The 24975-nt window shown below is 42.4% G+C and carries 28 protein-coding genes, 2 tRNA genes and 1 pseudogene; 18 read left to right on the top strand and 13 right to left on the bottom strand.

The genetic code is table 11. The features are described from left to right. Positions 1-202 precede the first annotated feature (202 nt). From CUN85_RS05515 to CUN85_RS05485, 7 genes are all read left to right on the top strand, one after another. Positions 203-496 (top strand): DUF427 domain-containing protein, encoded by a 294-nt coding sequence (locus CUN85_RS05515; protein ID WP_135389328.1) that lies wholly within the window; start codon positions 203-205, stop codon positions 494-496. A 155-nt stretch (positions 497-651) separates the two neighbouring features. After that, on the top strand, positions 652-1071 hold the full coding sequence (locus CUN85_RS05510) for a threonyl-tRNA synthetase editing domain-containing protein (protein WP_235856209.1): 420 nt from the start codon (positions 652-654) through the stop codon (positions 1069-1071). Between the two features lie 41 nt (positions 1072-1112). Continuing rightward, complete coding sequence (locus CUN85_RS05505; protein WP_135389327.1) at positions 1113-1682, top strand: class I SAM-dependent methyltransferase; 570 nt, start codon at positions 1113-1115, stop codon at positions 1680-1682. A gap of 4 nt (positions 1683-1686) precedes the next feature. Continuing rightward, on the top strand, positions 1687-2010 hold the full coding sequence (locus CUN85_RS05500) for a DsrE family protein (RefSeq protein ID WP_135389326.1): 324 nt from the start codon (positions 1687-1689) through the stop codon (positions 2008-2010). A gap of 186 nt (positions 2011-2196) precedes the next feature. Beyond that, complete coding sequence (locus tag CUN85_RS05495) at positions 2197-3309, top strand: (Fe-S)-binding protein (RefSeq protein ID WP_135389325.1); 1113 nt, start codon at positions 2197-2199, stop codon at positions 3307-3309. Then, on the top strand, positions 3306-3638 hold the full coding sequence (locus CUN85_RS05490) for a CGGC domain-containing protein (RefSeq protein ID WP_135389324.1): 333 nt from the start codon (positions 3306-3308) through the stop codon (positions 3636-3638). The genes CUN85_RS05495 and CUN85_RS05490 overlap by 4 nt, the downstream gene beginning before the upstream one ends. A gap of 458 nt (positions 3639-4096) precedes the next feature. Further along, entirely contained in the window at positions 4097-4330 is a 234-nt protein-coding gene (locus tag CUN85_RS05485; RefSeq protein ID WP_135389323.1) for a hypothetical protein, read from the top strand. 293 nt (positions 4331-4623) lie between these two features. Here CUN85_RS05485 and CUN85_RS05480 read toward each other — a convergent pair. Then, positions 4624-4697 (bottom strand) — tRNA-Val (locus CUN85_RS05480). A gap of 62 nt (positions 4698-4759) precedes the next feature. Beyond that, positions 4760-4957: a hypothetical protein gene (locus CUN85_RS05475; protein ID WP_135389322.1), complete on the bottom strand. Its 198-nt coding sequence runs from the start codon at positions 4955-4957 to the stop codon at positions 4760-4762. A 324-nt stretch (positions 4958-5281) separates the two neighbouring features. On the opposite strand from CUN85_RS05475, the gene CUN85_RS05470 reads away from it, so the two are divergent. The 6 genes from CUN85_RS05470 (at position 5282) to tpiA (ending at position 11572) form a co-directional block, all read left to right on the top strand. Further along, positions 5282-7021 (top strand): PAS domain S-box protein, encoded by a 1740-nt coding sequence (locus tag CUN85_RS05470; protein ID WP_135389321.1) that lies wholly within the window; start codon positions 5282-5284, stop codon positions 7019-7021. Further along, a complete protein-coding gene (locus CUN85_RS05465; protein ID WP_135389320.1) occupies positions 7012-7521 on the top strand; it encodes a sensor histidine kinase in 510 nt (169 codons plus the stop codon). Before CUN85_RS05470 ends, CUN85_RS05465 begins: the two co-directional genes overlap by 10 nt. A 172-nt stretch (positions 7522-7693) precedes the next feature. Next, positions 7694-8305 carry an endonuclease III domain-containing protein gene (locus CUN85_RS05460; RefSeq protein WP_135389319.1) on the top strand — a complete coding sequence of 204 codons (612 nt, stop codon included), beginning with the start codon at positions 7694-7696 and terminating at the stop codon, positions 8303-8305. A 77-nt stretch (positions 8306-8382) separates the two neighbouring features. Beyond that, positions 8383-9306 carry a ketopantoate reductase family protein gene (locus CUN85_RS05455; RefSeq protein WP_135389318.1) on the top strand — a complete coding sequence of 308 codons (924 nt, stop codon included), beginning with the start codon at positions 8383-8385 and terminating at the stop codon, positions 9304-9306. A 294-nt stretch (positions 9307-9600) separates the two neighbouring features. Beyond that, positions 9601-10779, top strand: a complete 1179-nt coding sequence (locus CUN85_RS05450) for a bifunctional 5,6,7,8-tetrahydromethanopterin hydro-lyase/3-hexulose-6-phosphate synthase (RefSeq protein WP_135389317.1) — start codon at positions 9601-9603, stop codon at positions 10777-10779. A gap of 124 nt (positions 10780-10903) precedes the next feature. Then, complete coding sequence (gene tpiA, locus CUN85_RS05445) at positions 10904-11572, top strand: triose-phosphate isomerase (RefSeq protein ID WP_135389316.1); 669 nt, start codon at positions 10904-10906, stop codon at positions 11570-11572. 22 nt (positions 11573-11594) lie between these two features. On the opposite strand, the gene CUN85_RS13300 is transcribed toward tpiA, so the two are convergent. Together CUN85_RS13300 and CUN85_RS12955 are read right to left on the bottom strand one after the other, a co-directional pair. Then, positions 11595-11777: a hypothetical protein gene (locus tag CUN85_RS13300; protein ID WP_235856207.1), complete on the bottom strand. Its 183-nt coding sequence runs from the start codon at positions 11775-11777 to the stop codon at positions 11595-11597. Positions 11778-12006: 229 nt separating this feature from the next. After that, positions 12007-12159 carry a hypothetical protein gene (locus tag CUN85_RS12955; protein ID WP_167848798.1) on the bottom strand — a complete coding sequence of 51 codons (153 nt, stop codon included), beginning with the start codon at positions 12157-12159 and terminating at the stop codon, positions 12007-12009. Positions 12160-12222: 63 nt separating this feature from the next. On the opposite strand from CUN85_RS12955, the pseudogene CUN85_RS05435 reads away from it, so the two are divergent. The 3 genes and pseudogenes from CUN85_RS05435 to CUN85_RS05425 all read left to right on the top strand — a co-directional run. Next, positions 12223-12348: pseudogene (locus CUN85_RS05435) on the top strand (triose-phosphate isomerase); the annotation flags it as partial. Between the two features lie 431 nt (positions 12349-12779). Further along, positions 12780-13166, top strand: coding sequence for a hypothetical protein (locus CUN85_RS05430; RefSeq protein ID WP_135389315.1), 387 nt, complete (start codon positions 12780-12782; stop codon positions 13164-13166). A gap of 172 nt (positions 13167-13338) precedes the next feature. Further along, positions 13339-14460, top strand: coding sequence for an outer membrane lipoprotein-sorting protein (locus tag CUN85_RS05425; protein ID WP_167848797.1), 1122 nt, complete (start codon positions 13339-13341; stop codon positions 14458-14460). Between the two features lie 102 nt (positions 14461-14562). On the opposite strand, the gene CUN85_RS05420 is transcribed toward CUN85_RS05425, so the two are convergent. From CUN85_RS05420 to CUN85_RS05395, 6 genes are all read right to left on the bottom strand, one after another. Further along, complete coding sequence (locus tag CUN85_RS05420; RefSeq protein ID WP_235856206.1) at positions 14563-15876, bottom strand: prephenate dehydrogenase; 1314 nt, start codon at positions 15874-15876, stop codon at positions 14563-14565. A gap of 2 nt (positions 15877-15878) precedes the next feature. Next, a complete protein-coding gene (aroE, locus tag CUN85_RS05415) occupies positions 15879-16697 on the bottom strand; it encodes a shikimate dehydrogenase (protein WP_135389312.1) in 819 nt (272 codons plus the stop codon). Further along, positions 16694-17398 carry a type I 3-dehydroquinate dehydratase gene (gene aroD / locus CUN85_RS05410; RefSeq protein WP_135389311.1) on the bottom strand — a complete coding sequence of 235 codons (705 nt, stop codon included), beginning with the start codon at positions 17396-17398 and terminating at the stop codon, positions 16694-16696. Before aroD ends, aroE begins: the two co-directional genes overlap by 4 nt. Positions 17399-17414: 16 nt before the next feature. Beyond that, positions 17415-18557 (bottom strand): 3-dehydroquinate synthase II, encoded by a 1143-nt coding sequence (locus CUN85_RS05405; RefSeq protein WP_135389310.1) that lies wholly within the window; start codon positions 18555-18557, stop codon positions 17415-17417. Positions 18558-18593: 36 nt separating this feature from the next. After that, positions 18594-19391: a 2-amino-3,7-dideoxy-D-threo-hept-6-ulosonate synthase gene (locus CUN85_RS05400; protein WP_135389309.1), complete on the bottom strand. Its 798-nt coding sequence runs from the start codon at positions 19389-19391 to the stop codon at positions 18594-18596. Between the two features lie 167 nt (positions 19392-19558). Continuing rightward, on the bottom strand, positions 19559-20926 hold the full coding sequence (locus CUN85_RS05395) for a gas vesicle protein GvpD (protein ID WP_135389308.1): 1368 nt from the start codon (positions 20924-20926) through the stop codon (positions 19559-19561). 195 nt (positions 20927-21121) lie between these two features. On the opposite strand from CUN85_RS05395, the gene CUN85_RS05390 reads away from it, so the two are divergent. Continuing rightward, entirely contained in the window at positions 21122-21691 is a 570-nt protein-coding gene (locus CUN85_RS05390) for a GMP synthase subunit A (protein ID WP_135389307.1), read from the top strand. Positions 21692-21693: 2 nt separating this feature from the next. Here the strand turns inward: CUN85_RS05390 and CUN85_RS05385 are convergent, their stop codons facing one another. The 3 genes from CUN85_RS05385 to CUN85_RS05375 form a co-directional block, all read right to left on the bottom strand. Then, complete coding sequence (locus tag CUN85_RS05385) at positions 21694-23013, bottom strand: signal recognition particle protein Srp54 (protein ID WP_135389306.1); 1320 nt, start codon at positions 23011-23013, stop codon at positions 21694-21696. 91 nt (positions 23014-23104) lie between these two features. Further along, on the bottom strand, positions 23105-23938 hold the full coding sequence (locus tag CUN85_RS05380) for a DMT family transporter (protein ID WP_135389305.1): 834 nt from the start codon (positions 23936-23938) through the stop codon (positions 23105-23107). Positions 23939-24005: 67 nt separating this feature from the next. Further along, positions 24006-24080: transfer RNA gene (locus CUN85_RS05375), tRNA-Met, on the bottom strand. Positions 24081-24221: 141 nt separating this feature from the next. Here CUN85_RS05375 and CUN85_RS05370 point away from each other — a divergent pair. Beyond that, the gene (locus CUN85_RS05370) at positions 24222-24920 is read left to right on the top strand and encodes a phosphoribosyltransferase (RefSeq protein ID WP_135389304.1); all 699 of its coding nucleotides are present in this window, start codon (positions 24222-24224) and stop codon (positions 24918-24920) included. The last annotated feature ends 55 nt before the right edge of the window (positions 24921-24975 follow it).

The following is a 24975-nucleotide window of genomic DNA, read 5'->3' as shown; positions in this document are numbered from 1 at the left end:
CTAATCTCCCTCTAAAATCGCAAATAATGGTTTGACATTATAGTTTCCCTTTGTTTTTATCAATAGTGTTGATATGATATTACAGTTAATGCTATATTAATTTCTAAATAAGTAGTCAATAGCTGTACGTACATATTGTACGTATGCACATTTGATCAATTTACTAATGGGCATTTGTATAAACAACTCAGGGACTGATATCATGGTAAGACTAAAATGGGAAATTAAATGGGATAGCGCACAACTTGGAAAAACAAATGATTTTGTAATGATCGATGGGATCAAATATTTCAATCGTGATTTTTTGAATATGGAATATTTAAAAGAGAATGACCATCATACAGAAGATGATAAGGGCCAGATAAATTATTACGATATAGTAGTTGATGGAAAAGTCTATGAGAACGGTGCATGGTACTATACCGATTACAAAAGCCATGCAAGGGATTTTAGCAACTTTGTAGCTTTTGGTGAAGATGTAAAATTGTCTGTTTGATTAAAGAATCCTTTATTGAAGGGATACTAATATCTCCTTTGTCTTTTTAGTCACTTCACAACTCGGATGCTTCCCGAATTTGAGCATAAATGCTTGGTTGGATAAAACTAATATCGTATAAGTTTGTAAAATTGAATATTGATTTTTTATAAGGAATGGGATACATGAAGTTGTTACTATTCGATGTTGAGTATTTTTGGTTTGACACACACTGTAAAACGATTGAAACCGTGGGGGATGTAGAAATCGAAGAAAGAATAGAGGATACTGCCGTTGTTTTCATCCATGCTGAAGCAGAGGATGAAGAAAGAATGAGCAAGGTAATAAAAAGTGCAGTGGGAAACATCAAGTGGTATCTGAATAAAGTAAATAAGAACAAGATCGTCTTGCATTCATTTGCCCATCTGTCTTCAAGTAAATCATCGCCTGAATTTGCAATGGAAGTTATCGTATCGATTGAAGAAAAACTGAAAAACAAAGGAATAAACGTTTATTCAGTGCCTTTTGGATATCTTTACCAGTTCTCCATCCATGTTAAAGGCGAGTCACTTGCAAAGGTTTTCAAAGAGATTTGAATACCAGGAAAATACCTTATCAGCAAATCCCGGATTAAAAAATGAAAGTCAGAGAAAGCGGAATGCCTGATGAAGATGTATGGAAAGGGTTTTTTGAACCGAATAAAATCCTTAAAATGCTGAGTTTGAATGATAAGGCTGCAGATGTAGCAGATTTTGGTAGCGGGTATGGAACTTTTACAATCCCTGTTGCAAAGATAATAAGCGGAAAGGTCTGCGCTATCGACATAGAGCCGGAAATGATAGAGATCACAGAACAAAAGGCAAAGGCGGAAAATCTAAACAATGTTGAAACCGTACTCCGTGATTTCATATCAGAAGGCAGCGGTCTTGAAGATGAAAGTGTGGATTATGTCCTCCTCGCTAACATTTTGCACCTGGAGGGACCGGAAAAGTTGCTCAGAGAAGCTAACAGGATTCTAAGACCAAATGGAAATGTAGTGATCATTCACTGGAACTACGATCCGGCAACTCCGAGAGGGCCACCAATGGAAATCCGGCCTACACCGGAAAAATGTATTGAATGGGCTATTTCTTCAGGGTTCAGCAATCCGGATAAATATGATTTAAAACCATATCATTATGGAATTGTCCTGAGTAAAGAGTGGTGATTAAATGAAACTTGGTATTGTTATAAGTACGAATGAACCGGAAATTGTCTGGAACGCTTTCAGATTTGGAGTTACGTCACTGAAAGCGGAACATGAAGTAAAGATTTTTTTGCTGAATAAGGGAGTTGAAGCAGAGGGGATCAAAGATGAAAAATACAATGTAAAAGAACAGATCGATTCATTTGTTGAGGATAAAGGAGAGATACTCGCTTGCGGGACCTGCCTGGAATCAAGACAGAAAGAAGGGTCCGATGTTTGTCCGATTTCAACTATGATGGACTTATTGGTATTAGTAGAGGAATCGGATAAGATTCTAACCTTTGGCTGATATGGTAAACCCGATTCAAAAGCCTGTGTACTTCCATGCAATTACTTTATGGAAAAATGATGGGTTTTGAAGAGTTCTCTGGTGTGCTGGAAAATAGCAGATCATAAGTTTTGAAATAGGTTCAACGCATAAAAACTACAAAGTAGATTGTTCACTTTATGTTCACAGAAAAAGTGAGGTTTTTATATGCATCGTTTCCAGAAAGAAATAAGTTCATGTATTGATTGTAAGAAATGCTGGGATGTATGCCCTGCCAACATGGTTACTGAAGGTAATCGCTTTACTCCGCAAGGAAAGATCGAATCGCTTGCAAAGATAATCGCAGGTGAGGAACTCACACAGGATGAGATGGATAATATTTACCTTTCCACACGGTGTGGAGCATGTGATGATGTATGTCCTGTGGACATACCCATAACTGATATTATCCAATATGAAAGGGAGCTGTTAGCACAGCAGGGCAGGGAGCCTGCCAAAACCACTGCCATCTCAATGAACATTATCGAGCGTAACAGTCCCGGAAGCATGGACCCTTCAACGAGGTTTGACTGGGTGACTGACGATCTTGAGATCGCCGAAAATTCTGATATAGCCTACATGACAGGCTGCTGGATTGCGCACAGCCAGCCGGACATAGCCAGGTCCACTATTCGTCTGCTCAACCATGCCGGTATTAAGCCAATGCTTCTGAAGGAAGAGAAATGCTGCGGTCTTTTTCTCATAGACAACGGTCATCTTGAGGAGGCAGCATCTCATGCAAAAGGTTTCGTAGACTATATTGAATCCCTGGGAGTGAAGAAGGTTATAGCCTCATGCCCGGGTTGCTACCTGGTTCTGGGTCAGGATTACCCTAAACTCTATAGGGAACTGAACTTCGAGGTAGAGCATTCCCTTAACTTGTTCAGGGATATGATCGCTGACGGCACTCTCAAACCCGGAAAGCTCGATTACACCGTTTCAGTAAGAGACGCCTGTCCACTGAGAAAATCAAAGGATGTCCCACGCAGTATTCTTGAAAGTATGGGTGTTGAAGTTAAAGAGCTCTTTGACGGTAAACATGTGTGCTGCGGAGGTCCTGCCGGGTTTAAACCCAACTTCCCGGAAATATCTTCTGATGTTGCTATGTTGTCGGTTCAGGACTATAAAAAGAAGGCCGATATGATGATATCGTATTGTCCTTTCTGCATGCATCACATAGGCGGTGTTTGTAAGTCAAAGGATGAAGAGTTGAATATGAAGGACATTTCAGTTTTGCTTGCAGAAAGCATATTTGGAGATGTAAAGGAGGCAGAATCATGAAAGTCGGATTGATCAGGTGTATGCAAACAGAAGACATATGTCCTGCAACAACGGATTTTAAAGTAATGAAGGAGAAAAAACTTGCATTCGAGGGTGTTGAGGATGAAATTGAAGTGATCGGTGTTGTTTCATGTGGTGGTTGTCCCGGTAAAAAAGCAGTTCAGAGGGCTGCTGAAATGGTCAAAAGAGGGGCAGATACAATCGTTCTTGCTTCCTGCATCACAAAAGGTAATCCTATAGGCTTTGCCTGCCCGCATGCTGAACAGATGAAATCAGCAATTGAAAAGAAAATCGGTGATTCGATACAATTAATTGATTATACTCATTGATGGCTCTGTAGAAATCACATATATGCTGACAGATTTTCGTCCTGTAGGGATTCCTCTAAGCAAAGGTGGCATGTTTAAAATTTAATGTTAATACATTTTAAGCAAGCTTTTTAATTTAAGACCAGTTTAGCTTATATAGAAATATGTAATTACATATTCAAAGTCTGACCAGAGTCCCAGGGGCCTGTACAGATGGGTAGGGAGCAGACATATTATCTGATTCACATGGGGTTCAAGTGAAACAATTAAAAGAGTATCCTAGGTGCAATGCATACATGCATAATGGATAAACATAAAGCATAATACAAAGAGTCGTATCTGTATATTGCCTTGGATTGAAAGGTAAACTAAACATGCAGATGCATGATTTGTGAATGTAATTATGAACTTTTTTGTTTCATACCTTATGTGCATATTGAATTAATTTGCGACATGCTGTAAGATAGGAAGAAATTTAAATGGCATTAGAGAATCTGAATCAGAAGAAAGATATTCTATCGTTTTGTGATGTTCGAATAGAGCAATTGACCAATGATAGAAAAAAGGTATTGACTCAATGTGAAGATGAATTTAAATATGAGATAAATTCAAAATTCGCTGCAAAAATTGAAGAAATAAATCATATTAAAAATATTGTAAATGATGGCAAATTAGATGATCATTCAAAATATGATTTTGATAAAATTGAATAAGTGTGCTTATAGGCATATTTGAGTTGATATAATACAGGCAGTATACTAGAATATAAGCAAGTTATACAAAATTTTTTTATTCTTCTTTCTCTTTTATTTTATTCTCACTAAATTAAATTTGTTTTTGCTTTGAATCGTGAGAAAAGGTTCGATCTGTAGAAATACTTGGTCTGAAAGTGATTAATTATGCTAGTAATATTTTTTAAATGGGCTTTGATTATTTCACAGCTACTGCTCTGGGAAGCAACTGATTTTTTACTAAAGGTTCAGTTAAATGATGTTAATACGGTTAGTGGGCCCGCGGAGATTCGAACTCCGGACCTCCGCCGTGTGAAGGCGACGTCATGACCAGCTAGACCACGAGCCCAGAAATAGAGATAAATACATATGCAAGGCTATAAAAGTATCGCATCATTGGATCTCAGGCTTTTACTTCGATCTTGCCTTCAACAGGGCGTATGTCAGGAGTGCTACTATGAGAGCGCTGCTGAATACTGATATGAGAGCAGTTGTCGGGGGTAAATATGTGTATGCGGCGATTGCGATAAGTGTTCCCGCTACAAATGCTATTGGTATCAATACAGAGTTCTTTATCAGCGTTTTTTGGTCTAGTTCGAATGATGTCATTTTTACTCAGCCCAATATCTTAACAATTATAATATATATTTATATCAATATCAATTTTTGGGTATATAAACTTATCTAAGAATTATCGTTAACAGAGCCATTCGCGTTAATCCTGTGCACATAAAAAATTAAACATTATGTGTTTCTAAACATGTATATTTATACATAAATTTATATGAATACCAAACTGTACATATTTTATAACATCTAAGTTGAAGTATGTGCGTATTTATAAAATATTGATTATATAATTAACTTATTATGTTTGTTAGTTAATTATTGTGTGAATCCTCCTCTTTAGAAAAATGGAATTGGTTTTTACATATGCTTGAACAGTACAGGTCAAGAATCCTGGTTGTAGATGATGATCCCGTTAATGTCCGGTTAGTGGAAGCCCAGCTGGTCAACGAATATGACATAGTGACTGCTTTCAGTGGTGAGGAAGCCCTTAAGGTCCTTGCTCAGGAAAAACCTGATCTAATAATCCTCGATGTTATGATGCCGGGCATAAATGGCTATGAAACCTGCAGACATATAAAATCATCAAAAGAGACATGCTTCATTGTGATAATTGTAACAGCACTTTCCTCAAGAGATGATCGTCTGGAGGGCATCAGGGCAGGAGCCGATGATTTCCTCGCAAAGCCCATTGACAGGGTAGAGTTGATCACTCGTGTGAGGAATCTTTTAAAAAGCAAAAAGTTACATGACAAACTGATCGCCGAAAGTGAGCGTGCAAAGAAGTATCTTGAGGTCGCCGGCTCCATGATCGTTGCACTGGATGTCCACGGTACTGTAGTCCTTGCCAATGCGAAATGTTGTGAGGTTCTGGGGTATGCCGGGAGCGAGTTGATCGGTTCAAACTGGTTCAGTAAGATCATCCTGCCTGAACACAGACAGGATATGTTATGTTATTTCAACAGAATATTAGAAGATGGTCCGGAGTCAGTTGAGTATTCCGAGAGCTACATTCTCACCAGGAGCGGCAGTAAAAAGCTGATATCATGGCAAAATTCATGCATGAAAGACTCCTCCGGCAAGATCACAACAGTTCTGGGCTCGGGTTCGGATATCACAGAGCAAAGGAATACCGGGCAAAAGATTAAGGAATCTGAAGAAAAATTCAGGGCACTTTTCGAGAACTCGGTAGACTCTGTCATGATACTGAATTCCGATGGTATTATCCTGGAAGCGAACCATGCAGCCTGCAAAATGCTGGGGTATAGCCGTGAGGAAATCCTTCTGATGTCCGGGAGTGATCTCATTACGCCGGAACTCCGGGACAAGTGCATGGAAAACGCTGCCAGACTTATGGAAAAAGGACAGGATATGTTTGAAACTATCTATGTCAGGAAAGATAGTTCCCGGGTGCCTGTGGAAATAAATGTCAAACTCATAGATTATAATAAGGAAACTGCCATTCTTAGTAACGGGCGTGATATAACCGAAAGAAAACTGGCGGAAAGAAATCTTAAGAAAAGTGAAGAGAAATTCCGCCTGCTTGCGGAGAATGCCAACGATGTCATCTGGACAATGGATAAGCATTGCAGGTTTCTTTATATAAGTCCTTCAGTTATGAAGCTCAGGGGCTATACTCCTGAAGAAGCACGAAATCAGGTCTTTGGGGAGGCCTTCACTCCTGACAGTATCATGAAGATAGAATCAGCTGTTAATTCTTTTTTTGCAGATATGCAACCTGGTGAGATGCAGAACCACTCAGAAGTACTAGAAATAGGGCAATTTCACAGGAATGGCCATGTTGTCTGGACTGAAGCAGTAGCTAGAGCTGTTTTTAGCAATGATGGGGAATTCCAGTTCTTCCTGGGTGTCACCCGTGACATAAGCGAACGAAAAAAAGCGGAGGAGGCCATACATAAATACACCCGGGACCTTTCAAAGGCAAACGAAGCCCTGAAATCTCTTGACAGGATGAAGGATGAGTTCATTTCGAATCTGAGTCATGAACTTAAAACACCGCTCATATCTATCAAAGGGTACAGTGAACTTGTTCACGATGAGGTGCTGGGCCCCTTAATCAAAAACAGAAGGATGCCATGCACATAGTGCTGGATAAATACGATCATCTGAGTTTCCTGCTGGACTCCCTTATATACATGAGCATCGTGAAATCCGGCAATGTCAAATACCGATTCGATCCCGTCAGAATAGAGGACAGCCTGAGGAGGGTAACTGACGATCTGTCATTCAAGGCCGGGGAAAAACAAATTTCAGTGACAAACTCTTTTGAAAATGACCTTCCTCTTGTAATGGGTGATGTGGAATACCTGCCATATCTTTTCAGGTCCCTTGTCGATAATTCTATCAAGTTCAGCCCCCCGGGCGGCAATGTGGATATCACAGCCTTCAAGGATGACGGTCATGTGCATATTATAATAAAGGACAGTGGCATAGGTATTCCAAAAACTGAATTCTCAAATGTTTTTAAACGTTTTTATCAGATCGATGGCTCAATGGCAAGAAAATATGACGGCAGTGGGCTTGGATTATACGTGAGCAAGATGATCGCCGATGTCCACCAGGGGGGAGATATGGATAGAGAGTGAAGAGGGCTCTGGAACACATGTGCATGTAAGATTTCCCTATTATTCTCCTTCAGCCGGCATATAGGATGTCACGTTGAATATGGCAATAACAGTGGCTGTCAGGCCGGGAAGCCCGGTCATCATCCCTCCTTATAGAAAACAGTTTATAACTTGGTAAACTATCCACTTTCTGATGTATGTGGAACAAGTGTTCTCCCGGCTTAAAGAACTGTATCCGAACGGTTATTTCCATGCGAACCGGGACCCTTTTTATCTTCTTATCTCAACTGTCCTGTCCCAACGCACACGCGATGAGGTAACTATTCCTGCTACACAGGATCTTTTCGAGGTGTTCGGTACTGTTCAGGAACTGGCAGGAGCAGATGTGGATGAGGTCCGGGAACTTATCAGGAACGTAGGTTTTTACAGGGTCAAATCACACCGTATTATCGATATATCCCGTATGATTTTACAGGATTATGGCGGTGTGGTCCCAAACAGCATTGATGAGCTTCTCAAATTGCCCGGAGTTGGACGCAAGACTGCCAACTGTGTGCTGGGTTATGGGTACGAGCAGGATGTCATAGCAGTAGATACCCACGTGCACCGGATATCCAACCGCATGGGCCTTGTCGATACATCAGAGCCTGATGAGACTGAAAAGGAACTTGAAAAAGTTGTTTCAAAGCAGGACTGGAAGGATATCAATGGTCTGATGGTGTTGTTCGGTCAGAACGTCTGCCGTCCTGTAAGTCCGAAATGCGGGGGATGTATTATGAATGATATCTGTCCCAAGATCATTTAAGATTGATCGGATTACTTTAACCAGAAATTGCTCAACCAAGAGTAAATAACTATATTAAAAACAATGGGTACAAGCTTATGAAAATCTGTTTTTTTGGAGTTGGAGGAGTTGGAGGGTACTTTGGAGCTCTTGTGACGAAAAAATTTGGTGAAAAACACGATATTTTCTTTGTTGCACGTGGTCCTCATGAGGATACCATAAATTCACAGGGTTTGACGTTGAAAAAATCCGGAGGTGAGGAACTAATAAACGTTTCTCCGAAATTGTGCACTAATAATGTTGGCGATTTACCAATATGCGATATTATTGTATTATTGGTTAAGGCATATGACCTGGAAAGTGCGATTGCTGAAATTGCTAAAATATCCAATGAGGAGACTGTTATTCTTCCATTATTAAATGGTGTTGATATTTATGAAAAGATAAGAAGTCAACTGGATACAGGAGTCGTTTTCCCTTCATGTATTTATGTTGGCACTCACATTGAAAGTCCCGGGGTTATTTATCAAAAAGGCGGTAGTTGTAAAATATCGTTGGGAAAAGACCCAATGTATCCTGAATTTTATCCAAGGGCATTGTTATCATTGCTAAATGATTCATCGATCAACTTTAACTGGGAGAATCCGGTCCAGATATCGATATGGTCAAAATATATGTTCATAGCAGCATTCGGATTAGTAACAGCTGCTTATGGAAAAACATTGGGTGAAGTATTAGACAGTCCTGAATTGAGCGAACTGACAAAGTCGATAATGAATGAGGTCGAAGAAATAGCTAAAAAGTTGGATATCAATTTAGACAACGATATTGTAGAAACTTCACTTTCAAAAGCAAAGGGATTTCCATATGAAGCGAAAACATCTTTCCAACGGGACGTGGAGCTAAAAGGAGAAATAAACGAAGGTGACCTGTTTGGAGGAACATTGATTCGTTATGGAAAAGAGCTTAACGTGACTACTCCAAATACCGAAATAGTATATACAAGACTTCTAAACAAATAGGGGTAACTTCGCAAATCAATGTATTATTTAACTTAAGCCATCTGTCCCAGGATTATATTTAGCTCTTGAAACTAAGAACGAAAGTTTCAACAAACTATTTATTGATATATAATATATAAAGCACAAATCTCGTGATTCTGCCATAAATCTAATATATAAAGCGCTGGTTTTGCACGAGAAATAGTAAATCCCCTATCTGAATATTAGCATAAGAACTAATAAGCGAATCCAAACAAATTAATATTAAACAAATTGCAAACAAATTGATATTTATAGTATATACGTAGGTGAATCATGTTACTAATCGGAGAAGCATTAATTGGCGAGGAACCAGAACTCGCACACATTGACATTATGGTCGGAAACAAAGACGGTCCTGTGGGCCAGGCATTTGCAAATGGTTTTACACAGTTATCAGTAGGTCACACGCCTCTGCTTTCAGTGATCCGTCCAAATCTTCCGGCAAAGCCTGCAACACTTATCGTTCCAAAGGTCACAGTAAAGAACATGGCCCAGGCTGCACAGATATTCGGTCCTGCACAGGCTGCTGTATCAAAGGCTATCGCAGATGCTCTTGAAGAAGGGGCATTCGGAGACATGGATATTGAAGACATAGTTGTTGTTGCAAGTGTTTTCATCCATCCTGGGGCAAAGGACTACAATAAGATATACAGATATAACTACGGAGCAGCAAAATTGGCAGTAAAACGTGCAGTTGATGGTTTCCCGGATGTTGACACTGTACTTAGAGAGAAGGACAGAATGGGCCATGCTGTTATGGGATTCAAGGTCTCCAGACTCTGGAACCCGCCATATCTGCAGGTTGCCCTGGATAACCCTAACCTTCCTGTAATTCTGGACATCGTAAAGCAGATACCAAAGAGCGATCACGTTATTCTTGAAGCAGGCACACCTCTTATCAAGCGCTATGGTGTGGACGTTATCTCAAAACTCAGGGAGATCCGTCCTGATGCATTCATAGTTGCTGACCTCAAGACCCTTGATACAGGAAACCTCGAGGCACGCATGGTTGCAGACGCAACAGCAGACGCAATTGTCGTTTCAGCTCTTGCACCAATAGCAACCATGAATAAAGTTATCGAGGAAGCCCACAAGACAGGTATCTACGCTGTCATGGACACTCTCAACTGCGACGACCCTGTGGCTGTACTCAAGAAGCTTGATGTACTCCCTGATGTAGTTGAACTTCACCGTGGTATCGATGTTGAGAGTACTGCGCACGCATGGGGAAGTATAGACGACATCAAGGCACTCTCGCCAAAGATACTGGTCGCAGTTGCCGGTGGCGTACGTATCGACACCATGCCACAGGCACTTGAAGCAGGTGCTGATGTCCTTGTGGTAGGAAGAGCTATCACCAACGCCAAGGATGTAAGGCAGGTTGCAGAGAAATTCATTGAAGGCCTTAACAACCCTGAGATCGACCAGTTCAGGGTAATGACCGACTTCTAAGCGTGTGTTCTTCACACGTTTTCTTTTTCTTTTATCTTTTCACTTTTGTATTTATACTTGAAGTTACATCTATAGTGCTACGTACTTGACACATATACTGATATTCATATTGGAGTGACCGAAATTGAGTTCTACACTGATAGTCCTGAACCTCAAGACATATCTTGAGGGTACAGGCGAAGGCGCCGTAAAGGTTGCACAGGCATGTAAAGAAGTTGCAGATGATTCCGGTATAGAGATTGGTGTTGCACCACAGTTCTGCGATATCTATCGTGTAGCATCACAGGTTGACCTGCCGGTCTATTCACAGAGTCTTGACCCGGTAGGTGCAGGCAGTTTTACCGGACATGCATTCGCTCAATGTGTAAAGGATTCAGGCGCAATCGGAACTCTTATCAACCATTCCGAATGCCGTCTTACGCTGGCAAATATCGATGCATCGATCAGCGCTGCAAAAGGAGTCGGCTTCAGGACAATAGTCTGTACCAACAATGTTGCAACCTCCGCAGCAGCAGCAGCACTTGGGCCTGATTATGTTGCTGTGGAACCACCCGAACTGATCGGTTCCGGTATCCCTGTATCACAGGCGGACCCGGAAGTTGTGACTGGTTCCGTGGAAGCGGTAAAGCGTATCGACCCTGCAGTACAGGTTCTCTGTGGGGCAGGTATATCAAAAGGAGAAGACCTTGTAGCGGCTCTTGAACTTGGTTCAGTTGGTGTCCTTCTGGCATCAGGTATAGTAAAAGCTGCAGACCCCGGGGCCGCACTTGAGGATCTTGTAAGTAAGATCTGACTGATTTTTCCTGTTTTCTTTTTCAGGGCAGGCTCAACCATGCGATAAGCAGTAGCAGAGTTGCAATTAGCATTCTGGCGGCCATCGATATGTCGATATTGAATTGTTGCTTCAGCATAGCGGAAATGCCTACCGGTGGGGGTGCTATCAGTATTGCGGCAATGAAAAGGGGTATGCCGGTTATGAAGTTATTGGCTACGATCATTAGATATAACCCCTGGATTCCGAGATATAATCCGAAAGCAGCGGTAAAGAATATCCCGATTTTGTAAAACCGGATATATTGCTGGGGATTTTGGGATAAGCCGTTCACAATATCACTAATCTGATATAGGTGCAGGTACCTGATAATATTTCCCCTGTGTATCTTCCCGCGAATATTGTCAGAACAGCATGCAAATGGAAGTTGGGAAATGATCATTTCGGGAATGATGTCATATTCTGAGTTTGCAGCCTATGCCACAAAGCAGCTCCACTATATCATCATTAACCTTGGTGGCATCTGCATCTCCGGCTATGCTGACACGATAGGTAACGCTGGTCCTTTCGGTTTCTTTCAAGCCGGTGTAAGTATCTATTTTATTCACTGAGATTATGCCGCCTTACACTGGCAAACATAGATGCATCCTTTACAACCGCAAAGGATACGTATCTCAAAAGGAGAGGATCTTGCAGCAGCTCTTGAACTTGGTTCAGTTGGAGTTTTCCTGGCATCGGGTATCGTGAAGGCTGCGGACCCGAAAGCTGCGCTTGAGGACCTTGTGACTAAACTGTAAGTTTTTTGATATCATTATTATTGGTTCTACAGAATACCTACTTTTTATTCTTTTTTTGCATAAGTATGCATGGAATTTATTTGTTTTAGACATCATGCCATAGTAAATGGAAAGCAACTACTCTGCCGGAGTCAAGTTATTATGCTTGATTATGATGCTTATTACTAACAGTTTGAAGATTAGGCCGTAATACTTATTAATCATAAAAAATTTTAGTACCAACCACACATTGAAAATATGTGTGCAAGGAGTCCAAAGGAATTTACTAGATTGGCTTTGAACTCCTTGAGCCTTAAAGGCAGAAGTAAGATAGGCTTACTAGACTTAAGACTTCCTATTTCTGCTTTAAGAGTAAATAGAAAAAGCGGATATTATGTGTGAAAAGCAAAAAAATAAAATTTTGAAAACAGAATCTTCCTTGGGAGATACACTTGTGGATAGTTGTAATCAAGAGCACTTTGATGCTACTGGCGATGGTATATATTAACTTTACTGGCAAATTGTATGAACGCTCCAATGGTAGCAGATATATAAATGTAGATTGGTTTGTAAGTGGATGTCAAACAACATCCAAAAAATTCAATTCCCCCGCTCCCTGTGAAATGAAAATTACTATCTGGGTTAGTGAGCCAATAAGTCTAACTCCAATAGTCCATAGTGTTCCTGAATCTTGTTCAGCTTCTGGAAACGATTATATTGATGTTCCAAGTAGTGGGGACTACAGGACAAATGTGAAACTAGAAGTTAAATGCTATGCATATCTACCCTTGAAAACTTTGGTTGGAATGAGAGAAGATTCTTGCTATTGTGATATTTGATGGTGAGGTTTGAGATCTAGTTTCAATGGTGACAAATAATTTATATTTACATTTAGATGCGTTAACAATCCATTTAATTCTACTAAAATAGATTGTTAAAAGAAAATCAAAAATGTGGATATAAAATTTTTATTGAATTCAGGGAATATTTATTATGTTTGGCTTTAAAAAGATGGCAATTGTTTTTGTCTTGACAATTTTGTGTACTTTATCATTAGGTTGTGATGAAAAAATTAGCACTGATGATATTTTATCGAAAGTGCATATGAGGGCAGATTCCTTTGAAGACTATTCCTATACAATGTATGTTAATTCAAGCCTGGATGACAATAATACGGAAAAATATAGTATTATTTGGAAAAAACCTGTGTTTATGAAAGGCTCTTTTCAAGCATCAAACATTAATCCAGGAATTGGGATGATGTCCAATAGAAGCATGCAATTAATTTATAATCCTGATTATGGCATCGTTTTCAAAAAATCACTATACAATACTTCAGACGATGACAAATTATTTGAGCCAAATCTTTATTCTGTGTTTTTAAATGAAACACTTAACGGAATGTCACCATCTCTGGTAGGATCTGATATTATAGATGGAAGAGATGCATATATACTTGAGTTAATTCCTTCAACCGATAGCAATAAAACAATAGGGGAAAAATCAAAAATATGGGTTGATAAAAAAAATTGGATGGTTATAAGATATGAAATTTCTAATAAAAATGAGGATGCGTTATTTGTAGTAAGTATCAAAGACATAAAAATAAATTCTGATATTCCGGAACATGTGTTTGATTTTGAGATACCAAAGGAATCAAAAGTAATAGTGCTGAAAGAAGAACAGTTTAGTACTGAATTAAAAAAGCTGCAGTTGGAAGTCTCAAGAAAAAGGGTTACTTTTGAAATACTTACTCCTGATTATATGCCAAAAGGATACAAACTCAACTATACAACTGTCTCCTCTAGTATGGATACTCAATATTTATCGTTTATACATAGTGGCTTTAGTATTTTTTCAGGCCAGCCTTGTGAAAGAGTGACTCTTGTTTATACAAATGGTGATAACGAACTACATGTTAGAGAAGTTCTTTCTGAAAGAAATACATCCGATATCTATGGCTTTGAAAAAGACGTAAACCATATCAATATCAACGGAAGTGAAGGAAAGATTTATCCTGTTTTTGAAGGAAATATGAAAGCACTTGAGTGGCAATCAGGAAATATCACAATTACTATCATCTCTTCACTCAATGAATCAGAGATTAAATCGATTGCGGAGTCTTTTTCATAACTACGGAAGGTAAAAAAAGAGGCACTGTAGAAATCATTGTCAATTAAGACTTTCGAATCTACATAACCTTTAATAACTTTTTTTTGCTGGATATGTTTTGTTTCAACGGATAGTGCAACCAATCCCCTTAAGCTGTCTTTCTATCTCCTGCTGAACCTTCTCAACTTCAATATCGCCCATTATCATCACCCGGTATGTCACACTCAGGCGGCTTGTGCCTTTTATTCCGTCATATCTGTCGATTATCTCCACTGAAACAACATCCCCGTTGCAGTAAATGAAGTCCGTGATGACATTCGGCTCGGCACCCTCGGGAATAAGAACCGATACATCCCTCAGATGATGCTCAAGATTCTCGAGCTTCCACTCATGCATTTCCTCTTCGCTCAACAGTCGGATATTCTCTGTTTTGAGAGGTATCATCCTGCTTCCAGTATCCAGCACAACGGTTCTTGGTGTGACCTTGTTTACGATACCTGTGTGTACGATTCCAGAATAGGTGTGCATGATGCCGATCTCCTGTCCAATGGATTCCAGCAGGCTGTCAAACTCAGCGATCTTTGAGTTTATGAGCTTGTCAGAGCGGCGAAGTGCCGATGCAGTGTCACCGAAATGTACTGCTGCACCTTTCATTTTTGCAGTGAAGGCTTCCACGTCCTTTTTCCTGACAATGGAGGACATCTCACCGCACTGTTTCATGAAAGCATCATGCACCTTGAGAACTTCCGGGTTCTCCATCTGGATGTATGCGTAGAGGTACGGGTTCTGTCCAAGTATCCTGCCTACGAAATCAAGCATGATGTCGTAGACCGGGCTCATGAACCTTCTTGATTCGTTCACGCTGAAATCGAGGCTCTCAAAAGTGGTGCCGATGGTGATGTAGGCAAAGTGAGTAAGTCCCTGCACAACGGATACGAATCTGTCGTGCTCTGCCGGGCTGATGACCTCGATGTGTGCTCCGTTATCCTCAAAAAGTGAGCGCATCACAGGGAACCATTTGTCACATCGTCCCTCGATGGGTGTAAGTATGAATATCTGTCCATGCAGGCTTGGTATGGATGGTCCGAACATGGGGTGGGTACCAAGTATCTCCACATTTTCGGGAGCGTACTTCTTCATGGCCTCCGTGGGTCCGGTCTTAAGAGATGTGAAATCCATCAGCAGGCTGCCACCCTTCATTTTCGGTGCCGCCTCACGGATGACATCTTCAGTTATATTGATGGGCACTGTGACTATGACTATATCACTGGTGCTGATCGTGGCATCAAGGTCACAGGCGAACTCCACTCCCATTCGTTCAGCGATCTCGACCTTGCCGCTGCTGCCCCATACAACAACCTCATAACCATGGCTCTTGAAAAAAGGGGTGAACCATTGCCCCATCTCTCCGGTACCACCTATAATAAGGACTTTCAAATTCAGAGCTCCTCCAGTACTGCTTTTTTCATAGTGCTTACCGGCGGTTCAACACCTGTCCATATCCTGAAAGCCTCTGCTCCCTGGTAGATGAGCATCATTTCGCCGGTGATCGCTTTTGCACCTGCTTTTTTTGCTTCCTTCAAAAGCCTGGTTTCCAGAGGATTGTAAACAATATCTAATACAGTAAGTTCAGGGTGCATTTCCTCTGATGTTGCTATTGTCCCTTCGGTATTGGGATGCATTCCCATGGTGGTGCAGTTGATAAGTATGTCACTCTCCATGATAAGTTCCTTGATGTTCTCAAGTCCGCATCCTCTGGCACTGGTGGCAATGAATGAAATATCGGATGCCAGGTCAATGGCCTTCTGCTCCGTCCTGTTGGCTATGGTGATATTTGCTCCATCCTTTGCTAACTGGAAGGCGATTGCACGGGAAGCGCCTCCTGCACCCACTATGAGCAGATTAGAACCTTTTATTTCAACGCTCTTTTCCTCAAGAGTACGTTTTGCTCCAAATCCGTCTGTATTATAACCCTTCATTCCGTCCTTGAAATCGATAGTGTTGACAGCACCTATGCTCTTTGCCAGCGGATCAGCATCAACGATCTTCAATGCTTCCTGTTTCAGCGGTACTGTAAGGTTCACGCCGCCAAAACCCATGGCCTTACCTCCGAGAAGAGCATCCTTCAGATTACCCCGGCTGACCCTGAATGCATGATATGTACACTCCATGCCAAGTTCCCTGAAAGCTGCATTGTGCATATGGGGGGATCTTGAATGTGCTATCGGGTCACCGAACACTCCGAAAACGGTTCTCAAAAGAGTATCTCCAGAGCTGATCTTAGTTCGTGGATCTTGATCTGTCCGGGTGCAACGGCTTTTGCTATTGCTCCGTATGTCAGGCATGAACCATAACAGGGAGCAACTATGCGGCTGTGTTTTCCAATTTCTCCCATTGCAATTGTGCAAACAGGCTTTTCCATATCTGCGGTTGCCTGCAATACATTGAGTACATCCTGCTTTGATTGTGCCATTACTGCCAGTTTCGCAATATCGCCACCTGCTTCATGTGCACTACTGAGCATTCCTTTCATTTCCTTAACAGATGGCGTACCATAGAAATCATGGGAGGAAACAATAACTGTTACACCAGCTACTGTTGCAGCTTCTATTACTCTGTTACGCTGTCCGGCATCTGTACTGAGCTCGATATCGACTGCTTCCACAAAAGGGAGTATATCGATCAGGACTGCAATCCTCTCCTCTTCGCTGCCTTCCCACTTGCCGCCATCCGATAGTAACCTATTGGTTGCAATACACGGAAGATTGGTATTGGCTTTTATCCTGTCAATAATTTTCTTAGCCTCATCAATGTCTGAAAAATTGAGCAGGTCCAGTCTCAGTTCAAGCATGTTCGCACCCAGCCATTTTGCAGCTTTTGCATTCTCGGCGGGGTCATCACCTATCACTGAAACTATAGCAGGTTTTTGATCAAGGTCAAAAGTCCCTATCTTTACCATCGGTGACATCTCCGGCTTATTTCTCTATAATTGTCTCTTCTATCTTCATTCCGAAGTGGCGGCCTATGTCCTCTGAGTGGACCAGTATCTCATCACCAACCTTAAGATCGGTAACAGCTATGGGCTCTTTGTCCTTCGTAACGAGTTTAATTGTCTCTGCATTCTGGAGTATGTTCTTGATGATCTTTCCATTAAGGTCTGCTTCAACCAGCATAAGAGGTCTTCTTTCTATTTTTACACGGCCTACTACGCCTTTTCTCTGCTTTCCTTCACCGTCAACTATAGTGACCTCGTCGCCTGCCTGGAGTTCGGAAAGGTAGCGTGTCTTTTCCCCTACTTTGATATAGGCATGTACCGCACCCGCGTTGACCCTGAACGGACGGGATGCAACGTAAGGGCTTTCTTCTGATTCGGAATGCACAAGGAACATGCCGTTTGCCTGTGATCCAACAAGCATTCCCTCTCCTTTTATCATCAGGTTGCATGTATCCACACAGACTCTGTCACCCATGCCAATAGACTCAACCCTTGTAACAACCGCGGTCTGGATCTCTATATTCTGAACACCTGCATTTTCGACGATCTCTGAGGTCTTTTTTATCTGGCTCAGATCTTTTGTGTCAAGCAGTACACCGTCAGTGCCGTGTTCCATTGTCTCAAAAGCAAGCTTTGCTTCTTCGGAGGTCTTGACGCCTGACATGATCTTAACATCTTTCTTTTGAAGTCCTGCTATAAGGTTCTCCAGCGGGATGACCTGCCAGTCAGTGCCTATGGTTATCAGATAATCGCAGATGTTTCCCATCTCTGCTGCAAAGTTCTCATAGTTCTTGTTGCGAATGACGACATATCCTGCAACTTTGAGCCCTTTTTCTTTCAGGCGAAGAGCAGTCGTAACGTCAAGAGAGCCGCCGTAGTCAGGCGGTAATGGCTTTGTTCCATCACCTTCTCCTCCTTTTCCTACTACGATTATGTCTGCTCCTTTTACCTGGTCGGAGGCAAATGCAGCAACTTTAGCATTTCCAAGCTCCTTTACCTTCTCAACATCTGCAGCATTGACTAATATGGCATCCACGCCTGATTCCATTCCGGTGGTAACCACAGCCTTGCGTTCATCCCAGTTGCCCTCATCGGCTTTGATCCAGATCATCTTATTGTTCATATGAGCACGTCCGCAAGCATGGAATACTATTTGAATTCATTTCAGCATTTCCAGTGCTTCTTCAACTGACCTTTTATGATGCACTATCTGTGTTATGGCTTTTGTAATTTTTGTAGGATTTTCGTGCTGGAATACATTTCTTCCTATGGCAACTCCTCTTGCACCCGCTTCCATTGCACCTTCTATCATTTCAAGGAACTCCTTGTCGGTGTTTGTCTTAGGTCCGCCTGCAATCACAACCGGAACCGGGCAACCCTTTACTACATCCTTGAACGAATCTACTTCTCCTGTGTATAGTGTTTTGACGACGTCAGCACCAAGTTCTGCACCGACCCTTGCAACATGTGCAACAAGTTCCGGGTCATGCGGATTGGTGATGTTCTTTCCACGTGGATACATCATTGCAAGCAGTGGCATTCCCCAGTAATCACATTCTCTTGCGACATTCCCAAGTTTCTGCAATTGGTCCGCTTCGGTCTCCGATCCGACATTAACGTGTATCGATACGGCATCAGCACCCATTTTCATTACTTCTTCCACAGTGCATACCTGGACTTTGTTATTGGGGTCGGGTCCAAGTGAAGTAGAAGCGCTCATGTGCACTATCAGGCCTACATCGTGTCCGTATCCTCTGTGCCCGTATGTAACAATTCCTTTTTGCATGAGGACTGCATCCGCTCCGCCCTCTGCAACTTTGTTTATGGAATCTGCAACATTTATTAGCCCTTTTATAGGTCCATCGGATATCCCGTGGTCCATGGGGATGATGAGAATATTCCTGCTGTATCTGTGCATTATTCTTTCAATACGTATATTTTTCCCGATCTCTGTCATGGTGTTTGCCTTCCTTCTGTATTATACTGCTTAAACTTTGAGTTCAATAGTACTAACGTGTGCATCAGTGTATAAATGATTTCTTTGCTACTATGTCACATAGTGACACGGTTTATTATTTAAAGGTTATCGTCTTACCATGAAATGAATCTGAAAAATAAAAAAAGTTATCTGTCTTTCAGGAACTCGCCTATATGTATTCCTTCTGAATCGATATAATAGCTGATAAGACGTTTTTCGTGAATGCTTCCATGCATCTTTAAAATGTAAAGGGCTTTTTTAATATCACTCTCTATCTCCAGGTTTCGCATGAGTATGAGATTGTCAACAAAGGATGATATCGGTATTTCAGAGACGAGTGGGTCACTTCCTGCAGCCATATTTCCGCTGATGAATAAGGATGTGACGTCCTTATCCTTAAAGATTCTGATGAGGTTTGACAGGTGTTTTCTCTTTTCTGAGCAATCTCCGAAAGCATGGTCGAATCCCGATATGTCGTCAAGTACTATTCTTCTTGCTCCTATAGCTTCGATATGCTCTTGCAGTTCGGCAGCATGTTTGCAGGCATTGATCTCCGAAGGAGCCACGCAGAGTATCCTGACAAGGTCTCTTTCTTCCAGTTCTTTGATGTCCATTCCGAAGTTTGCAGCGTAGTGCCGGATCTCTCCGGGTGTTTCTTCAAAACTGCTTATAATGCCTGGCTCCCCTTTCCTTGCCCCGTCAACAATGAACTGCAGGCCAAAAAGGGTTTTACCTGTACCTGTATTGCCGGCCAGTAATGTAGACGATTGCCTGAACAATCCTCCTCCCATGAACTTTTCCAGTTCTTCTATTCCGAATCCTGTTCTTTCGGAATTCCATTCCGGTTTGGGAACAGGGACCTGAATCCTTGGGTACAGGTGCGTTCCGGAAGCTGATATTTCAAAGAAATGTTCTCCGCTAAGATAGCTCATGCCGCTGAATTTCACAACTCTCAGACGGCGATCCGTGTGCACACGCTCTATCTTCTGGGAAAGATATATCACGCCATCGGCAATGTCGGTGATGACCGACCTGCACATTTCTACGGTCGTCATCGTCCCGGTCATGTATACAATGGCATTCCAGTCATTTATTGCTGAATTAAGTGAATACATGAATCTTCTTCTTTCAGCTTCAGGGAATCCGAAACCAATTGGGGTGACAGGATCAATAAGTACTCTGTCGGGGTTTAGGGATGCAACTGCGTTACCAAGGTCCACCAGCATTGTCAGGGGGTCCCTTTCTACCGAACTGATATTGTATGTGCGAATATTCAGGCTCTCTTCATAGAAATCGTAACCCGATAATATCTCACGTACCGAACTCTCGGATTTGGTAGTGGGGCATACATAAAGGACTTTTTCTCCTTCCCTGGCTGCATAGCACAGACTCTGGATTCCAAGTGTTGTTCTTCCTGTGCCGGGATTTCCTGCTATGAGTATTGTTGAGGGCTGGGGAATCCCGCCACCCAGTATTTCATCCAGGCCGGGTATGCCTGTAGACTTTGTATCCAATATAATTCCTCGATCAATAATGCGGTAACCAGAAATATTATATTTTTCTTTATATTAAATTTCCTCTCCCTTATGTAGTTTACATTTTGATTTTACTTAACACTATTTGTTTTTGTGGCATCATAACATGAAACTGCCTGATAATGTGAATTCCAACATCAATATTATCTATTAGCATCACATAAAGATGAACACATGAGAGAACTAAAGATTCTTGTTATCAATAACTATGGGCAGTTTTGCCACCTTATCCACCGTTCAGTAAGGGATCTGGACATGGATACTAAGATCGTTGCCAACACAATACCTATTGATGATATTCTTGACGAAGAACCCGACGGGCTGATACTGAGCGGCGGTCCTGCTCTGGACAGGGCTGGCATATGCTCTGAATATATTGAAAGTATTGACCTTCCGATCCTTGGTATCTGTCTCGGGCACCAGCTGATCGCTAAGACATTCGGCGGAGGGGTTGGTCCGGGTCCGTCTGGCGGATATGCGAACATCGAGATCGAGATCGTTGATGAGGATGAGATCCTGAAGGGACTGGGTCCGCGAACCTCTGTATGGGCATCACATGCGGATGAAGTTGTAAGCTTACCCGGGGATTTCATACAACTTGCAAGGTCTAATATTTGTGAGTACGAAGCAATGAGGCATGTGGAACGTCCAATCTTCGGTGTGCAGTGGCATCCTGAAGTAGCACATACGGAAAAAGGAGAACAGCTTCTGACGAACTTCTTCGAGATCTGTGAGAAATATTGATCTCACATACCCATTTTCTTCATCATTTTTTGCATGTTGAACTTACCGCCACGGAATCCTTTCATGGCTGTCTGCATCATTTTGTGATACTTCAAGAGTTCCCTTACATCATCTGCACTGGATCCCGAACCCATGGCAATTCGCTTGATGCGGGAGCTGCCGATAAGTCTTGGGTTGAGCATCTCTTCCTCTGTCATTGAATCCATGAGCACTCTGTAGCGTTTGAGCTTATCACCGGTGACCTGGTAGGCATCTTCGGGTATCTTGGCACCCATGCCTCCAAGGGGCAACATCTGCATGATCTGTTTCATGGGTCCCATCTTGTTGAGGCTCTCAAGCTGCTTGTACATATCCTTGAGGGTAAAACGACCTGTCATCATGGCCTGTACATCGAGTTCCTCGTCTCCAAGGGCTTCTTCTGCCTTTTCTATAAGACTTTTGATGTCGCCCATTCCCAGAAGCCTGGAAATGAACCTGTCCGACTCGAACCTCTCAAGGTCATCGGGTGTCTCTCCCATGCCGATAAAAGCTATCGATGAGTTTGTTTCGGATACTGCGGAAAGTGCACCGCCACCCTTTGCCGTACCATCCAGTTTGGAGATGATCACACCTGATATACCCACCGACTCATTGAATGCACGAGCCTGCTCGCTTGCCTGCTGTCCTATCGCACCATCAAGTACGAGCAGTTTGTAATCAGGTTTTGCAACGTCATGGATGTTCTCCATTTCAATGATAAGGTCGCTTTCAAGGGAGTGACGTCCGGCTGTATCCACAATGATAATGTCGTATTTCTGGACCTCTTTGAGTCCTCTTTCAACTATTCCCACTGCATCGGGGTTACCCTCCTCTCCGTAGAATGCAACGTTAAGTTTGTCACAGAGGGTCTTTAACTGTTGGTAAGCACCCGGGCGGAACGTATCAGCACAGATCACTGCAGGTTTAAGACCTTTTTTCTGGAAATAACGGGCAAGTTTAGCAGACGTCGTGGTCTTACCGCTACCCTGCAACCCTATCATCATTATCTTCTGAGGTTTGAGCGGAATCTCTGTGCTCTTGCCGATTATACTGATCAGTTCCTGGTATACTATCCTGATCACATGTTCCCTGGGATTCATCCCGGAGGGTACCTCTTCCTTGAGCGCGCGCTCTTTGATGTGCTTTGACATCTCCATGACCAGCTTAACGTTCACATCGGCCTGAAGCAAAGCTCTCTGGATATCCTTGACAACCTCGTTCACGGTACGTTCGTCGATGCGTCCGGATTTAACCAACTTCTTGAGTGCATCCTGCAAGGAACTTCCTAATTTATCCATAACCATTTAAAGATCATCCTGTATATTTTTGTTAATAAATGGGCAGTTCGTATTTAATATTGTTGTGAAACTCTTCTGCATGCTGTACATCACCGTATCAGGCGATAAGCACAACTGCCATCATCACTGAAAGCACGCCAAGCCACTGCCTTTGAGCTAAGCGTTCCTTCAGAAGTATCCATGCCATCAGGACTGTTAGAGCCGGGTAGAGTGATGTAAGTACGGCTGCTATGTCCAGTCTTCCTGCCTGGGCTGCAAGTGCGTAGAACAGGTTTCCTCCTGTGTCCAGTACGCCTGCAAAGATCATAAGCGGGAAATAAGTGATTACCGGCACTTTTGTCTTTTTCATATATATAGCTGCCAGGCAGAACATTATCAAGGAAGCTATCCTTGCTCCGACAAGTGGCCACAGGATGGCATCTCCCTGTATCCTGTCAATAAATATCATGAAAAGGCCAAAGCCAAGACCTGCTACCAGTGGGAGTCTCAGGTTGTATAGATTTATCTTCGATCCGTCCTCTTCTCTTGATATGAACCAGACCCCTATGAATGCAAATATAAAGCCCAGTATCTGGCTGTTGGCAGGTAATCCTTCCAGTGCTATGCCAAAGGTCACGGGAATGATCGCACTTGATACTGCCGCCACAGGGGCAACGACTCCCATCTTGGAGGCAGAAAGGGCATGATACAATGCTAAGATACCGATACCTCCGGAAATTCCTCCAAGTGCTCCCCATAGGATGTCCTGCATAGAAGGTACTACCTCTCCGATAATGAGTGCAGATGATGCGAGCAGTAATGCTCCGACTATCTGAGAAACGATTGCAACTGCAAGCGCACCGCTACGTTTCGTAGCGATTCCCCCGCAGAAATCACCTGCTCCCCAGCAGGCTGCAGCTCCAAGTCCGAATATAACAGTGGATAATTCCATCTACCAACTTGATCCTGTATTCTTTGACGAACCAAAGGATGTTTGATTGTAAAAAAAAGTATCTCAATAGCGGGGGATGGATTCGAACCATCGGTCTACGGGTTATGAGCCCGTCGGGATCTCCTGGCTACCCCACCCCGCTTCTTCGATTGCTTCCTTGTGTGGGAGGGCACTCCCCTACAACAATATCATTGCAGATAAAGGTTGCGTATGGATATGTTTCAAGCCAAAATATATATCTACTGTCTATGCAAATTATATTCTCGTCCGGAGGGATAAAAAAATGGTATTGCCTGATAAATTCAAATGCGTTGTGACTAACTGGGATTACATTTACGATCTTTGCAGAGAAGTTTCTGACCAGATAAAAAGCTCTGGCTATGAACCGGATATGATAATTGCCCTTGCAAGAGGAGGGTGGTTTGCAGGACGTGTGTTGTGTGACTTTCTGGGACTTGATGACCTCACCAGCCTGAAAATAGAACATTACCTCGGTACAGCACTTGCAGGTGATGGACCAATGATAAAGTACCCGCTGGCCGACAATGCCGTCTCAGGGAAAAAGGTGCTTATTGTTGACGATATCACAGATACGGGTAAGAGCCTGATGCATTCGATCGAGTATGTAAAACAGCAAGGCCCAAAAGAAGTAAGGACCGTGGTACTTCAGTACCTGGACTCTTCTGAATATGATCCGGACTATTGTGGCGAGCGTCTTGAGGAATGGGCGTGGGTTGTGTTCCCGTGGAACTTCCTTGAAGACATGATCGATCTGATATCAACGCTCATGAAAAAAGAGGAACGCAGCATGTGGAGTATTCCTAATATAAAGCATGGCCTTTACATGTACCATTCACTTGATTCTTTCGCATTCGAGATCGCCCAGCCTGGCAGACTTCCTGAGATCATGGCAGAGATGAACCGCAGGGGAATTGTAAAGTGCGTAACTGAAGATGGAGATCATTATTGGAAGCTTGCCTGATCAGGTTCCTGGCCGAATATTGTTATAATTGCTGCAGAATGATCAGGTCATTGTT

It is taken from the genome of Methanolobus halotolerans (assembly GCF_004745425.1).
GTDB lineage: Archaea > Halobacteriota > Methanosarcinia > Methanosarcinales > Methanosarcinaceae > Methanolobus > Methanolobus halotolerans.
Note: the sequence above shows the minus strand (reverse complement) of the source record. Positions and strands in the feature narration are given on the sequence as shown.

What these genes read in the sequence shown, in the direction of transcription:
- CUN85_RS05515 (WP_135389328.1), top strand. Translation starts at nt 203, where the DNA reads ATGGTAAGACTAAAATGGGAAATTAAATGGGATAGCGCACAACTTGGA.
- CUN85_RS05510 (WP_235856209.1), top strand. Translation starts at nt 652, where the DNA reads ATGGGATACATGAAGTTGTTACTATTCGATGTTGAGTATTTTTGGTTT.
- CUN85_RS05505 (WP_135389327.1), top strand. Translation starts at nt 1,113, where the DNA reads ATGAAAGTCAGAGAAAGCGGAATGCCTGATGAAGATGTATGGAAAGGG.
- CUN85_RS05500 (WP_135389326.1), top strand. Translation starts at nt 1,687, where the DNA reads ATGAAACTTGGTATTGTTATAAGTACGAATGAACCGGAAATTGTCTGG.
- CUN85_RS05495 (WP_135389325.1), top strand. Translation starts at nt 2,197, where the DNA reads ATGCATCGTTTCCAGAAAGAAATAAGTTCATGTATTGATTGTAAGAAA.
- CUN85_RS05490 (WP_135389324.1), top strand. Translation starts at nt 3,306, where the DNA reads ATGAAAGTCGGATTGATCAGGTGTATGCAAACAGAAGACATATGTCCT.
- CUN85_RS05485 (WP_135389323.1), top strand. Translation starts at nt 4,097, where the DNA reads ATGGCATTAGAGAATCTGAATCAGAAGAAAGATATTCTATCGTTTTGT.
- CUN85_RS05475 (WP_135389322.1), bottom strand. Translation starts at nt 4,957, where the DNA reads ATGACATCATTCGAACTAGACCAAAAAACGCTGATAAAGAACTCTGTA.
- CUN85_RS05470 (WP_135389321.1), top strand. Translation starts at nt 5,282, where the DNA reads ATGCTTGAACAGTACAGGTCAAGAATCCTGGTTGTAGATGATGATCCC.
- CUN85_RS05465 (WP_135389320.1), top strand. Translation starts at nt 7,012, where the DNA reads ATGCACATAGTGCTGGATAAATACGATCATCTGAGTTTCCTGCTGGAC.
- CUN85_RS05460 (WP_135389319.1), top strand. Translation starts at nt 7,694, where the DNA reads ATGTATGTGGAACAAGTGTTCTCCCGGCTTAAAGAACTGTATCCGAAC.
- CUN85_RS05455 (WP_135389318.1), top strand. Translation starts at nt 8,383, where the DNA reads ATGAAAATCTGTTTTTTTGGAGTTGGAGGAGTTGGAGGGTACTTTGGA.
- CUN85_RS05450 (WP_135389317.1), top strand. Translation starts at nt 9,601, where the DNA reads ATGTTACTAATCGGAGAAGCATTAATTGGCGAGGAACCAGAACTCGCA.
- CUN85_RS13300 (WP_235856207.1), bottom strand. Translation starts at nt 11,777, where the DNA reads ATGATCGTAGCCAATAACTTCATAACCGGCATACCCCTTTTCATTGCC.
- CUN85_RS05425 (WP_167848797.1), top strand. Translation starts at nt 13,339, where the DNA reads ATGGCAATTGTTTTTGTCTTGACAATTTTGTGTACTTTATCATTAGGT.
- aroD (WP_135389311.1), bottom strand. Translation starts at nt 17,398, where the DNA reads ATGGTAAAGATAGGGACTTTTGACCTTGATCAAAAACCTGCTATAGTT.
- CUN85_RS05405 (WP_135389310.1), bottom strand. Translation starts at nt 18,557, where the DNA reads ATGAACAATAAGATGATCTGGATCAAAGCCGATGAGGGCAACTGGGAT.
- CUN85_RS05400 (WP_135389309.1), bottom strand. Translation starts at nt 19,391, where the DNA reads ATGACAGAGATCGGGAAAAATATACGTATTGAAAGAATAATGCACAGA.
- CUN85_RS05390 (WP_135389307.1), top strand. Translation starts at nt 21,122, where the DNA reads ATGAGAGAACTAAAGATTCTTGTTATCAATAACTATGGGCAGTTTTGC.
- CUN85_RS05385 (WP_135389306.1), bottom strand. Translation starts at nt 23,013, where the DNA reads ATGGTTATGGATAAATTAGGAAGTTCCTTGCAGGATGCACTCAAGAAG.
- CUN85_RS05380 (WP_135389305.1), bottom strand. Translation starts at nt 23,938, where the DNA reads ATGGAATTATCCACTGTTATATTCGGACTTGGAGCTGCAGCCTGCTGG.
- CUN85_RS05370 (WP_135389304.1), top strand. Translation starts at nt 24,222, where the DNA reads ATGGTATTGCCTGATAAATTCAAATGCGTTGTGACTAACTGGGATTAC.